Consider the following 13237-nt stretch of genomic DNA (forward strand, 5'->3'; position numbering starts at 1 on the left):
ACCCGACAGCGCCCCCGCCCCCCCCGGCTTCACCCGCATCCTCCCCGACCTCGACCCCTCTCCCTCTCTCGAAGGAGAGCAGGTACCAGTCAGACCGGGCGAGAGGGCCGATCCGCCATCAACCCTCGACCTCCCCTCCGAATTCATCGACACTCAGGGAGACGTCTTGTCGCACGGAAACACGCCCTTTACGCCTCTTTACGCGATCGCTACGCCCTCTCCTCCGCCATCCTTCCTCTCCAACACTGAGGACGCCTCAAACGGTCCTCTGTCTGCGTCGCTCGGTGAGACTTACGGGGAGACCTCGTCGGACTCCTGCTCGAACCGTGCGGGCTTCGGCTTGGAGACGTCTCCGGAGCTTACCTGCTCCTCCAGGGACCGCGCATTGACCCCGAGCGAATCGTCCCCGACTTCACGGAATCCTCTCGACTCGGATCGACGGAGCGAACCCATTCTTCCGGAGCCTCACCCAGGAGAAGACCGCTCGAACTCCTTTTTCACAAGAGACTTGGAACGAGATGCCAGCTCCCGTGCTCGGGAAGCGCCCCAGCGCACCGACCCCAGCCCGACCCCGCACCAACCCGGCAACGTGCCGGTCGATCGAACGCCGTGGCCGGGTTCGATCCCGGAGCCGCCTCCCGTCCGTCCCTTGCCTCGGCCGTACCGGGCCCGCTGAGTGGGAGCAGTCCTGATCGGCTCGCTCTCCCCTCCTCAGGGCTTCCAGACGACCAGTCCGGAGACGACTCCCCCGACTGCGACGAGCCTCCCGTCGTGGCTGAAATCGAGGCTGTGGATCGGGTTCGGTTGATCCTGAAGCCGGTGAAGCACCTGAAGGTTCTCCCAAGCCCGGAGCATCACCTCCCCCTCCGAAGTTCCCAGGGCGAGGGTTGTCCCGTCGGGAGAGAGGGCGAACGAGGTCACGCGATGATGCACATCGAACAGCGACTCCGACTCTCCCCGGATCAAGTCCCAGCACTCAAGGTGTTGAGCGCCGAGGTCCAGCCAGAGCACCTTGTTGTCACTGGGCAGAAACTCCACCCTTCGGACAATGCTTTGCGGAGTGAGTCGCAACTGCTGCCTGACCTCGCCACTTGGCACTTCCACGACCAGAAGCATTCCCCCCAGGTCATCACGGACCGCCGTCGTGAGCGACCGGGAATCGGACGAAAAGTCAAGGTCCGTAATGATCCGCGATTGCGTCTCATGCACCTCAAGTAACTGACCCGAAGACACATCCCACAACACGAGGCTTCCCGAGACATCTCCTGAAGCCAGCGTCTTGCCGTCGGGCGAGAATTCCAGGGCGGCGATCGACACATCGCGACGGTGCAGGGTCGTTTCTCGGCGCCCGTCCCTCAGGTTCCAGAGCACGATGCTTCCGTCCCAGGTGCCCCATGCCATCAGCTCCCGATCCGGCGAGAACGCCAGGCATTTGATCTTCCGGTCCGGTCCTCCCCACTCGGACCGCGGCTTCTCCTCCGGAAGCTGCCAGAGGGACAGCCTCCCTGTCGTATCGCACGAGGCGATTCTCAGGCCCTCGGGAGCGAAGCAGAGCGAGTGGATTGGGGTGGACGGCGACTTCAGCGACAGGACATTCTCAGACGGTTGCGCGAAGAGTCCCGAGGTCAGGAGCCCCAGAACCAGCGAGAACATCCCGGTCACAATCCCCCCCGACGCGAGAAGCCAGAGTCTCCCCAATGGTCCGCTTGCCTTCGAATGGCAGCCGAATGCATCAGGGATGCCGAATCGTTCGTCGTTGTGTTCGGGATGGAGCATCACCTCTCCCTCATCATCAAATGAACCAGAATCACAGAATGGGCATCGTCCCTTCGTTCGAGTCCACCAGCGTGGACGATCAGGCGTCACCTCACGCTCTCCCCGCTTGTCCCGGCAAGGACGGCATGGGGAGGCGTCTGTTCTCTCTTACCGAGATCCGATCGAGCCTTACACCCAGGACCCCCGGATCGATCCCCTTTTTCCACCTCAGTCCAATGAATTCCGGAAAAATGCTTGACGATCGAACGCGATACTCTCACTCGGACGTTTTCCGTCAGACCTGTTCGATGTTCGTTTGATCACAAGGTATAATGCACCAAAGGGGCTGCGTTCGAAGGAGCGATGGTGATGGGCATGATCCGGGAACTCTCTCCGTCCGTCGTCAACCAAATCGCCGCCGGCGAGGTGGTCGAGCGGCCGGCGAGCGTCGTGAAGGAACTCCTAGAAAACGCGATCGACGCCGGTGCGACCCGGATCGAGCTGACCGTCGAGCGCGGGGGCCGCGACCTGGTTCGAGTCGCCGACAACGGAAGCGGGATCAGCCGAGAGGATCTCCCCCTCGCCTTCCGTCCCCATGCGACCAGCAAACTCTCTGAGGCCGATGACCTACACCGCATCCGGACCCTCGGTTTTCGAGGAGAGGCTCTGGCAGCCATTGCCGAGATCTCGCGGGTCCGCTGCCAGACCCGCACCGCCGACGCCGAGGTCGGCTCGGAACAGGCGATCGAAGGGGGTGAGCACTCCGAGATCCGCGACTGCGGCTGCCCGGTCGGCACGGTCATCGAGGTTCGCAACCTCTTCTTCAATACCCCGGTCCGCCGGACCTTCCTCAAAAGCGACACGACCGAAGCCGGCCACGTGGCCGAGATGTTTACCCGGATTGCCCTGGCTCACCCGACCATTCACCTGACCTTCCGCTCCGGCTCGAAGACCTTGCACGACCTCCCCCCCGTCACCGGCCTCAAGGACCGCGTCGCCGTCTTCTTCGGTCGCGAGCTGGCCGACGCCCTGCTCTGGGTCGAAAGTGAGATCAACGACTTCCATCTCTGGGGATACGTCGCTCACCCCTCGCAGAGTCGATCCAGCACCAAGGGTCAGTACCTCTTTGTCGGAGGTCGATTTGTCCGAGACCGATCCCTCGGCCACGCTTTGACCGAGGCTTACCGAGGCCTGCTCATGGTCGGCCGCGTCCCGGTCGCCTTCCTTCACCTCGATCTCCCTCCCGAAGAGGTGGACGTGAACGTCCATCCCACCAAGGTCGAGGTCCGGTTCCGGGACTCGCAGCGCATCTATGGCCAGCTCCTCCGGACCGTCCGTCAGACGTTCCTGACTAGCGATCTCCACAGCAGGCTTCAGGCCCCTCCGACGCGACCCGATCCCACTCCCCCCGGTCCTGCCGAGCCGGACTCGGAGGCCGGCGCCTCGTCGCGGGAGCCCGGCTTCGCGCTCCGGTCCGACCCGTTCGACCGACAGATGGTTGCCTCCTGGTTCCCTCCCTCAAGCGGCTCGGGAATGTCTCCTCCGGCTCGACCGGCCAACCTCGATGACCTCCCTCGCCGCGAGGAGCCTGAGTGGGCCAGGTCGCTTCCGCCCGCCCCCACGTCCTCGCCGTCCTCCTCGTTCAACGAGTTCGCCGAAGAGTCTCCGATCCCTTCGACCGAATCGACCGAACCAGCCATCCCGGTTTCTGTTCCTCCGACTCCGTCTGATGCGCAGACCTCGACCACCGCTGGCGTCCCTGTTCAGGATGTCGGCGTCCTGCCTCCTCGAGCGATCCAGGTCCACGACAGCTACCTCATTGCCGAAACCGAGGACGGCATGGTGGTCATCGACCAGCACGCCCTTCATGAACGCATCCTGTTCGAGGAGTTCCGTTCCCGAGTCGAGCGCGGAGGGGTTGAGTCTCAGCGCCTTCTGGTTCCCGAGCCCGTCGAGCTGGGAGCCGACGAGGCGGCCGAGGTTCTGGAACGCCGCGACGTCCTGGCAACGCTTGGCCTGGAGGTTGAACCGTTCGGCGGTGGAACCGTCCTGGTCGGCAGTGTGCCGGCAATGCTCGGCCCGATCAGTCCGACACGCCTCCTTCGCGATCTGGCCGAGCAACTGGTCGGCCGACCGGTTCCGCCTTCGGCCGATGCGGTCCTGAACGACGTGCTCAGCCTCATGGCCTGTAAAGCCGCGATCAAGGCCGGTCAACGGCTTTCGTCCGACGAGGTCGCCGCCCTGCTTGCCCGCCGACACCTCGTGACCGACGCCCACCACTGCCCTCACGGCCGGCCAACCGCCCTGATCTTCACGAAGGAGGAGCTGGAAAAGCAATTCGGCCGCGTCTGACCCCCCGGCCGAAGCAAGGTTCTCCGATGACTTTCGCCTCTGCCGCGACCGTCGTATGATGAGACCATCATTCCCCGAACGGGCGGCGGTCCTGGCCCTGGGTCGCCTTCGTCATCACGTGCCCGATGAATCGTCCCTTTTGACTGACTGAGCCGGAGCGTTTCCCGATGATCTGCGTCACCCTCGGCCGAGGCCGGCACCGCACGCTGCTGGAGGAGTGGGGCCAGGCCGCCGAGGCCGGTGCCGAGCTGGTTGAGCTGCGGATCGACTGCCTTCGCAGCGAGATCAACCTCAAACGCCTCCTGACCGACCGCCGCACCCCGATCGTCTTCACCGTGCGACGAGGTGCCGACGGCGGCCTTTGGCGCGGTAACGACGAGAAGCGCCTCCTCCTCCTGCGTGAGGCGATTGTCACCGGCGTCGAGTACGTCGACCTGGAGCTGGACATCGCCAAATCGATCCCCCGCTTCGGCAAGACCAAGCGGATCATCAGCTACCACAACTTTCGCGAGACCCCTGCCGACCTGGATTCAATCGCCGACCAGGCGCAGGAGGCCAATGCCGACGTCGTGAAGATCGCCACGATGGCCAGGTCGGTCGGCGATGCGAGCCGCATTCTGGAAGCTGCGGCCCGATCCTCCGAGAAGGTCCCCACCATTGGGATTGCCATGGGGCCGATGGGGGTCTTCACCCGGGTCCTCGGTCGGAAATTCGGCGCACCGTTCACCTATGCCGGCTTCAATCCGGAACGGATCTTCGCCCCCGGTATGCTCCATTTCGACGAACTGCGGCGCGATTACGGCTACGATCGGATCAACGCCGAGACGGAGGTTTACGCTGTGATCGGAGATCCGATCGCCCACAGCCTCAGTCCCGCCGTTCACAACGCCGCGTTCCTGAAACTCGGGATCAACGCGGTCTATGTTCCGCTCTTGATCCCCAATGGCAAGCTCAAGGAATCGCTCGACCTGCTCTCTTGGCTTGATTTGAAGGGAATGAGCGTCACGATCCCGCATAAAGAGGCCATTCTTCCCCTGCTCCGCCAGGTCGATGGCGCGGTTGATCGGCTGAAGGCGTGCAACACCGTGGTCATCAAGAAGAACGTCTGGACCGGCCACAATACCGACTACCACGCGGCCATGAGCGTCCTGGAGGAAGCCTACGGCGGCTCGACCAGCGACGAGGTGAGCGTCCTGATGGACAAGCAGGTGCTCATTCTTGGCGCTGGCGGCGTGGCTCGTACCATTGCTTATGGATTGACCCGACGTGGCGCCGGGGTTGCGATCACCAACCGCGACGACGAGCGAGCGGCCCGCGTGGCGTCCGAGGTCGGGTGCCGCCACATTTCCTGGGCGGCTCGGGCAAGTACCCCGTGCGATGTTCTCATCAATGGGACGCCCGTGGGCATGCACCCGAACGTCGATGAGACACCGGTCCCTCCCGCCGCCTTCCGGGCCGGCATGGTGGCGTTCGATACGATTTACCACCCCGAGAACACAATGTTTCTGAAGCTTGCTCGTGAACGCGAGTGCAGAACAATTTCTGGGGTAGATATGTTCGTTCGCCAGGCCGAACTTCAGTTTGCCCTCTTCACCGGCCGCAGCGCTCCGACCGACCTGATGCGTCAGGTCGTGGCCCGGAAACTGGGGGTGACACGAGACTGACACTGTAGCCAACAACGAGCATTCGGTTCAGCGATCCTCGACAATCGGTTGCCGCTGCATTGCTTCCAGGCCCGCACCCCAGGTGAAGCGGTGCAAGCCGCCTGTCCATCGGGAGTGGGGTTCGACCCCGTCGGGACCGATCGACACGGCCGATCCACCAACAATCGCCGCGAATCCCAGGGCCAGCAGCCACGGCCACCACCCTCCCCACCCGGTCGCCCCATGCTCCGGTTGCAACTGGACCATCGAGCGACGCATGATGAGCATCCCCAGCGCCATGAGGGCTCCCATCGTCGAGATGACCAGGCCGGTCACGAACCCGGCTGGTCGGTATCGGAAGACGATCTCATGGTCACCTTTAGGAACAAAAACGGCCCGGAAGTTGACGTGGGCTGGTCGGATTGGCACCGGTTGGCCGTCGAGCGTCGCCGACCAGCCGGGGTCAAACGTATCGGCCAGGAAGAGGTAGGCGTCGGTCGTCGATCGAGTCTGCACGACCAGGCGTTCCGGGATCTCCTCGATGATCTCGGCGTTGCCCGAAACGTCGGTGTCGACCGGCAAGGGGCGGTCGGGGTCCTCGACGACCAGTTGATCCCGGATCGCCGGACCGAGTTGGGTGAGCTGAGCGACGGCCTCGTCCTCGTCGTTCGCATAAACGGGACGACCCATCAACCGAGCGCGGGGCAGGCGATCGGGATTGGAGAAGACGTAGGCTGTGCCGACCTTCTCCGGGGGTGGCCAGTCAGCCACTTGGCCCCGAAAGCCATAGAGCAAGTGCGAAACGCTGGCGACGGTCGATTGCTCGACCACCTCGACCGTCGCATCCATGTAGCGTTTCCAGCGCGAGGGGATCATGGGGGTTTCCCCCATCAACGAATCCAGATCAAAAACCGGCGGCAAGCTCCATGCGAGCGTATCCCGAACTGGCATGAAGTCGATCGGGAACGAGGCATATCCGGGTTCTCCGGCCGAAAAACGTCCGAATCCCGAGACGCGTTGATGATCGGGATCAGCCAGAATGAACTCGGCCGTCTCGGGCGGATCGGTCCAGTAGCCTGGGTCGATCGTCGGGGCATCATGCCAGTGAGAGCCGAACAGGTCGGCCATCACGAGCAAGGGCAGAGCCGCCGCCAGCACAGTTCGGCGGACTCCCGACGCTCGCGCCGCCCACCCGGCGAGCATCAGGCCGATGAGGGTCAAGACCCCGGTCCGAAGACCCGCCTGGGACAATTCCTCGCCGAGCCATCGGTAGCGGTCCTGGTGGTACGGCTTCGGCCAGGGATCGGGCACGGCGAAGGCGGGAGCGTAGACGATCGTCATGATTGGCACCGACGCGAGCACCAGAGCCGCGACGGTCAAGACCGCCCAGCGAAGCCGAACTCGTCCTGGCCGGGCGAGCCGATCGGCCCCGATCGCCGCTAGTGCTGCCACGGCCAGCGAAACCCACAAATGAAAGCGCACCGGAATGCGAGAGCTTCCCAGGACGGGAATCCTGTGCGCATGGTCCATCAGGAACGTGAACCGGCCGAGCATCAGGAGCGTGCCCACCGTGGCCAGGATCGGCCAGAAGGCCCCCCATCGATTGCGGCGGCCCGAAAGGCCGACCACGGCCAGGGCAATCCCGAGAACACTCATGTAGGTGTTCATTTCATGGTACGGATAGAAGCCGTCCATCCAGTCGGTGTCTCGGGCTCGGGTGCCGTAGGCTTCGCGAAGGACCAAGGTGGGCAACAACTCGGGGCTCCACGAGCCGTAGGTCAAACCTTCCCAGGTCAGCCCTTCGGCGCGGGGAGATCGGTCGAGCAGCTCTTTCGAGGGGATCCACTGCACACTCGACAGGATTGCTCCCATCACAGGAATGCCCGCGGCAACCCCGAGCGCGAACAGTCGGTTGCGCCTTCCCCGCTCGATCGAAGCGCGATAGACCCCATAAACCCCCAGGAGCATGCTCGTGAGCAGGAAATCTTGAAGATGACCGGCAAAGATCTGGCAGGCCATTGCCAGGCCTCCCAGGGCCACGGCCCGCAGCCGGCCCCCTTGCCAGGCACATTCGAGGGCCCAGACCGCCAGGGGAACGCTTGCAAGTGCGTTGACCATGCTCGTGTGGATCAGGTGCGCCCACATGAAGCCGCTCAGGCCGAAGATCGCTCCACCGGTGAGGGCGCCGATCGGCCCGACGTGCCGACGCAGCCAACCGAAGGTGCCCACGCCGGTGAGCCAGATCGAGAAGACCGTATCAAGCCCGAACGCCTTCCAGGTTTCCATCCAGGGATAGAAGACATACTTGAATGGATGGAAATATCCGGCCTGGCTTTCGCTGTAGAGGGGCATCCCGCAGTAAAGGCCGGGGAACCACCGAGAGAACCGACCAGCCTTCAACTCGCTGGCGAAGAAGTCACGATACGGAAGGTTGATCTCGGTGACGTCGAAGTAGAACAAGGCCGCCTTCATGGCGACCACGTCCCAGAAGAAGGCCGCGATGGCGGCAGTCCAGACGAGCAGGGCCAGCACGTCTCCCGCGCCGAGCGGGCGAGGGGCCGGTATCCAGGCAGATTCGAGCGTCCGGTCAGCTTCGATCGGTTCGGTCGCCACGGTCTCGAAGTCTCAGGGGGTGAGAAGGGTGAGTTGATCCAGTTCGTTCGGGTCGCGATCCTCGCGGCGCCACGATTCGAGCAGCATCGCTCGCCAGTCGGGGACCGGATCGAGCACAAACAAGGCCCCCTGGCCCGGTTCCAGGCCGCTCGACCAGCCCTCGAAGCGGTTCGGGTACGTTGGGAAGGGAACGCCAACGACTCGTCCTCCCGAAAGGAAGGCGATGCGATAGACCTTCCAGTAATCGCCGAACACATGAGAGGTTCCGGCAGGCAGGACGGTCGCACGGTCGAGGATGGCAGCAGGAGGAGTGTCCTCGTCGGCAGGAGTTTCTCGATCCTGGAAGACCACGAGACCCTCGGATGAGACTGGCGACCCTCGGAGTAGGTCGACGCTCAGCCAGCCCAGACCGACGTACCAGGAGACGACACTGGCGGTCATCACGGCGCCGAACAGGGCGGAAAGAAAGAGGGTCGCCGCCCAGGCGGCCGCGCCCCGACTGGCGATCGATCGCATCACCAGGCCAAAGCCGAGCGACCAGGGCACGAGCAGGAAAATCAAGTAGCGGTAGTTGTCAGAATTGAAAATATTTCGATTGATCAAGAACGCGACCAGGATCAAGCCCGCCGAGATCAAAACACCATGTTGCACCGCCCTCTCTGCGGACCCTTGTGGAGAACGATCTCGGATGAGGCGGACGATGGCCGCGACAAAGAGGAGCAGCCCAAGCGCAGTGGCATACGGCCCGGCGTTGAGCGAGGGGGAAGCATCCTCCGGGCCTGTTCGAGCGGGGCGTCCCAGCTCGGTGAGTGCTTCCGGGGTCGATTGCAGGTCGGGAAGCTCGTGCCCGACGATGAGCCGAGGGAGGCAATCCATCACGAGAATCCGGGCATGATCTGCGATCACGCTCGGCTGGAAGATCGGAGCAAATTGCTGGCCGTACGGATCATACGGATCGGCACGTTTCCCGAGTTCGCGAGGGACCACCCCGAGGACCAGACCCAGTACGAAGACCACCGCCGCGACCTTGCCTGAGTTCGACTTCCCGCGAACCCACCACGAAGCGACCGCTGCGGGGACCAGGCCTGCCATCGTAAAGACAACCATCGTGTCGAGATAAAGGCCGAGTCCGCACCAGAGGCCCAGCAGGCCCGATCGCCAGGCACCTCCCCTGGTCAAACACCCGACCATCCCCGCGAAGGCCGCCGCGTGCCAGGCGAGTGTCAGCAGATGCCCGCCGGTGATCCGTCCCGAAAGCCAGACGGTTCCGACCGACGAGAAGACCAGAGGGACGATCGCCCAGCAGGCCACCCCTGCGCCGAACGCTCGCCAGGCCAGAACGAAAGTGGCCGTGATGACCAGGAGCCAGGCCACCAGGCCGCCGCTGACCAGCGTGGCCGGGCTCACTCCGTACAGCAAGGCCTGGGGATAAGAGAGCAGGACCGGCAGGATCCCCATGTGAGGGGTGCCGGGATAATGCCATCGCCAGGAACCGTTGACGGCATCGAGCAAGGTCAAACCATCGACGGCGAGGTCGCTGTCGAGGTGGTCGGCCGCAGCGAGGATCAAGGGGATTCGCAGGACCGAGGTCCAGAGCAGGCCCATCGCCAGCACCAGCCAGGGCCATCGGGGAGAACGGTCGGAGGACGGCGAAGCGTTGGGGGTGGTCATTCGAGAAGGGCCGAAGCGAGAAAGAGGGCGGGCGGGGGTGATCGAAAATCAACGGATTAAGGAGTTATACCGCGTCATTGGAACCGATGCGATCGAGGGGACGATCAAGCACGGGTCATTGGGGTTTACGTCGTTGTGGCTTGGGATTCGTGCTCAGACCTCCTGGCAAGGGGTCGGAGGGAGGTTCGCTGTGAGTCGGGTCGAGTCGGAGGGTAGCCAGGATGGTATCCCAAACTTCGCGGCAACGGGGAGCGTCGTTTTCCCAGAAGTCGAAGGTGATGAGCGGTTGGAGGTGCCCGCACCGAGCGATGCAGGTGCGGGAGAACGCTGGCCGGGCTTCTTTCGGGTCCATGAAGCGGATCTCGGACCAGGCGCCCTCGATCGCGCCGTGAGAAAAGGTGAACACGTCTCCTCGTTCCAGAACGAAACGGGTTTCCTGCTGAAGAAGTGTCTCGATCATGGTCGTGATGGGGAGCCGGCTCCAATCGACGTTTGGATTCAGGTGAAAGATGGTGATCTGCAACGTGCAGTCGTCGTCGGGTGGCTGACGGTCGTGCAGCTTCAGGGTTCCGTTCTTGTCGGAAATCAGGACCCAGTCGTGCGGGTAATCAAAAGGGACGGCGTTGCGGTTGCTGACCAGCACATCACAACCGGGATGTGTTTCTCTGCCGTGTTCATCCTTCAATCGAAGCGGCTTTTTCACCCAATCGGCCATGACGGAAGACTCCGGAAGCGGTCGGATCATGGAAATCCGTCAAACGAAGAACTCGGCGACACCGCAGCGAAAGCCGGGGAGTTCGGGAATGTTCTCGACCGTGTCGTCCGGGCCGCGAATCTGCGGAACCGGGTCGTCGGCGCGGTCGATCCTCAGGGTCCGACGTTCCGGGTGGAGGACCCAGATCATGGGAACCCCCGCGTTGAGGTACTCGGAGAGTTTCTCTCCCAGCGTTCCGGGGCGGTCGTTCGGGGAATCGACCTCAACGTCGAGATCGGGCACGACGGGGGGGAATTTCGTCCCAACGACCTGCGTCCTCGGCCATCGTTTATCCCGAGGAATGAGGACGTCGCCGCCACGGACTGTGTCAGGATTTGGCTCGGTCAGCACGACAGTGTCGTGACTCAGCACATCACCGAATCCGGTGTCCCGCCCGTACTTGCTCAGAAGCGAGGTCACATTTGCGCAAACGAATCCCTGGCCAGGGCTTGGTGACGTCACCTCGAGAATCTCGCCTCGAACCAGTTCATACTGGCCGTCCCCAAGGTCCATCTTCAGGAACTGTTCGACGGTGATGAGGCGGGGTCTGGTCTCGGTCGCCATCGGTTGGCTCCGGAGAGATCGAGTGGGAGAGAGTGTTCGAGGCGGCTTCGGAATCGCTCAGACGGCGCCGGCCATCGCGTCGAGCTGGACGACGGATCGCCCTTGCTCCTTGGCGAGGTAGTCACGGCCTTTCTTGATGCGGATGAGATCCCAGGGAAGCACCTCGTCGACGCCTCGGGTACGGTGGACGTAGAAGTCGAGGTCGATGCCGAGATCGTCGAAGGTCTGCCACCAGAGTTGCGGGTTGAAGTGTTCTCGCCAGGCGTCGAGCCGGGCTCCGCGGCGCCAGGCCTCTTCGAGGGCAGGGGCGAGGCGGCGGTCGCCTCGGGTGAGCACGCCTTCGAGCATGCTCGTATCAATGTCGTGGCACTTGATCTTGACCGATCGCATTGAGACTTTCGATCGCAAGTACTTGTGAGCCCATTCGAAGTACTCGCGCCGTTGCATGCCGTTCCATTGGTACGGTGTGGCCGACTTGGGTACGAAGTTCGAGACGCTCGCGGTGACTTCGACGTAGCGGCCGGTTTCTTCCTTGCCGATCCGGGAGATGATCTCGGCCATCTCGACGATGCCGTCAAGATCGACCGGGCGTTCGCCGGGTAGACCGCACATGAAGTAAAGCTTGACCTTGCGCCAGCCACGTCGGAAGGCTTCGCGGCAACCGTCGTAAAGGTCCTGATTCTTGACGGGCTTGCGTATCTGCTCACGCATGTCGTCGCGGGCGACTTCGGGAGCGAGGGTCAGGCCGCTTCGTCGGCCTTCTTGCAACAGGGCCGGGATTTTCTTGAGCATCTCAGTGATTCGGAGGCTTGGCAGCGAGATCTTCACGCCGAGCGGGGTGAACACCTCGCTCATCCGGGTCACGAGTTCCTCGAATTTCGGGTAGTCGCTCGTCGAGAGGGAGAGGAGGCTGATCTCGTCGTACCCGGTGTTCTTGTAGGTTTCGAGCGCGGCGTTGACAATCGTCTCGACTGAGCGATACCGGAGAGGACGCTTGATGGTTGTGCTCTGGCAGAAGCGGCATTGCCAGGGGCAGCCACGCATGATCTCGATGGCGATGCGGTCGTGCGCCGTCTCGACGAACGGGACGACGGGACTGGTGGGCAACGGAGAGGCGTCGAGGTCGGTCTCGACGCACTGGCGGATCGAGTCGGGCACGTCGTCCCGGGTGCGGACGGTGTCGATCTGAATCCCGTCTTCGTTGTAAATCGGCTCGTAGAAGCGAGGGACGTAGGCCCAGTCGACGGTGCTGGCGATCCGGGCGAGCTTCTCGGCCCGGCTGAGGCCTGAGCCTTGCATCGCCTTCCACTGTTCGCTGACGAAGGGGAGGCTTGGCTCACCGTCGCCGAGCACGAAGAGGTCGATGAACGGGGAGATCACTTCCGGATTCTGAGCGCCGGGGCCTCCAGCGATGACAAGGGTGTCGTCTGGCCCGCGGTCCTCGGCGTGGAGAGGAATGCCGCCGAGATCGAGCATGGTCAGGATGTTGGAGTAGCTGATCTCATACTGAAGCGTGAAGCCGAGCACGTCGAAGCGGTTCAAGGGGGTGAAGGTTTCCAGCCCGTAGAGGGGGACCCCGTGGTTCCGAAGGGCGGCCTCGAAGTCGGGCAAGGGGGTGAAGGCTCGCTCACAAGCCCATCCGGCCGCGTTCATGATGCTGTAGAGCACCTGAAGGCCGTGGTGGCTCATGCCCATCGCGTAGGTGTCGGGAAAGGCGATGCAGACCGACCCTCGGCAGCGGCGGTGGTCCTTGCGAACGCTGTGCAGCTCGCCGCCGAGATATTGAGCCGGCATCTGGACGTTGGGCAGGATTCGAGAGGTCACGAGGTCTTTGAGCGGCGTGTTCAACATCGTGATCGTACTTCGCTGCGGTCCAAGAAGCGCG

General features: G+C 63.3%; 8 protein-coding genes. 2 read left to right on the top strand and 6 right to left on the bottom strand.

Annotated elements, in window-relative coordinates:
* Window positions 1-711 precede the first annotated feature (711 nt).
* Window positions 712-1776 carry a WD40 repeat domain-containing protein gene (locus HG800_RS09815; RefSeq protein WP_169976376.1) on the bottom strand — a complete coding sequence of 355 codons (1065 nt, stop codon included), beginning with the start codon at window positions 1774-1776 and terminating at the stop codon, window positions 712-714.
* 348 nt (window positions 1777-2124) lie between these two features.
* Here HG800_RS09815 and mutL point away from each other — a divergent pair, with 348 nt between their 5' ends.
* Window positions 2125-4107 (top strand): DNA mismatch repair endonuclease MutL, encoded by a 1983-nt coding sequence (mutL, locus tag HG800_RS09820; protein ID WP_169976378.1) that lies wholly within the window; start codon window positions 2125-2127, stop codon window positions 4105-4107.
* A 167-nt stretch (window positions 4108-4274) separates the two neighbouring features.
* The gene (gene aroE, locus HG800_RS09825) at window positions 4275-5771 is read left to right on the top strand and encodes a shikimate dehydrogenase (RefSeq protein WP_169976380.1); all 1497 of its coding nucleotides are present in this window, start codon (window positions 4275-4277) and stop codon (window positions 5769-5771) included.
* Window positions 5772-5798: 27 nt separating this feature from the next.
* Here aroE and HG800_RS28205 read toward each other — a convergent pair whose 3' ends face one another.
* From HG800_RS28205 to HG800_RS09850, 5 genes are all read right to left on the bottom strand, one after another.
* Window positions 5799-8363: a YfhO family protein gene (locus HG800_RS28205; RefSeq protein WP_169976382.1), complete on the bottom strand. Its 2565-nt coding sequence runs from the start codon at window positions 8361-8363 to the stop codon at window positions 5799-5801.
* A 12-nt stretch (window positions 8364-8375) separates the two neighbouring features.
* The gene (locus HG800_RS09835) at window positions 8376-10034 is read right to left on the bottom strand and encodes a hypothetical protein (RefSeq protein WP_169976384.1); all 1659 of its coding nucleotides are present in this window, start codon (window positions 10032-10034) and stop codon (window positions 8376-8378) included.
* 115 nt (window positions 10035-10149) lie between these two features.
* A complete protein-coding gene (locus HG800_RS09840; protein ID WP_169976386.1) occupies window positions 10150-10749 on the bottom strand; it encodes a hypothetical protein in 600 nt (199 codons plus the stop codon).
* A gap of 39 nt (window positions 10750-10788) precedes the next feature.
* Complete coding sequence (locus HG800_RS09845; RefSeq protein ID WP_169976388.1) at window positions 10789-11352, bottom strand: Uma2 family endonuclease; 564 nt, start codon at window positions 11350-11352, stop codon at window positions 10789-10791.
* A gap of 57 nt (window positions 11353-11409) precedes the next feature.
* Window positions 11410-13203, bottom strand: coding sequence for a TIGR03960 family B12-binding radical SAM protein (locus tag HG800_RS09850; RefSeq protein WP_169976390.1), 1794 nt, complete (start codon window positions 13201-13203; stop codon window positions 11410-11412).
* Window positions 13204-13237: the final 34 nt, after the last annotated feature.

Origin of the sequence: Tautonia rosea, from assembly GCF_012958305.1 — a bacterium.
GTDB classification, from domain to species: Bacteria; Planctomycetota; Planctomycetia; order Isosphaerales; family Isosphaeraceae; genus Tautonia; species Tautonia rosea.

What these genes read in the sequence shown, in the direction of transcription:
- HG800_RS09845 (WP_169976388.1), bottom strand. Translation starts at nt 11,352, where the DNA reads ATGGCGACCGAGACCAGACCCCGCCTCATCACCGTCGAACAGTTCCTG.
- HG800_RS09850 (WP_169976390.1), bottom strand. Translation starts at nt 13,203, where the DNA reads ATGTTGAACACGCCGCTCAAAGACCTCGTGACCTCTCGAATCCTGCCC.
- HG800_RS09840 (WP_169976386.1), bottom strand. Translation starts at nt 10,749, where the DNA reads ATGGCCGATTGGGTGAAAAAGCCGCTTCGATTGAAGGATGAACACGGC.
- HG800_RS09835 (WP_169976384.1), bottom strand. Translation starts at nt 10,034, where the DNA reads ATGACCACCCCCAACGCTTCGCCGTCCTCCGACCGTTCTCCCCGATGG.
- mutL (WP_169976378.1), top strand. Translation starts at nt 2,125, where the DNA reads ATGGGCATGATCCGGGAACTCTCTCCGTCCGTCGTCAACCAAATCGCC.
- aroE (WP_169976380.1), top strand. Translation starts at nt 4,275, where the DNA reads ATGATCTGCGTCACCCTCGGCCGAGGCCGGCACCGCACGCTGCTGGAG.
- HG800_RS09815 (WP_169976376.1), bottom strand. Translation starts at nt 1,776, where the DNA reads ATGCTCCATCCCGAACACAACGACGAACGATTCGGCATCCCTGATGCA.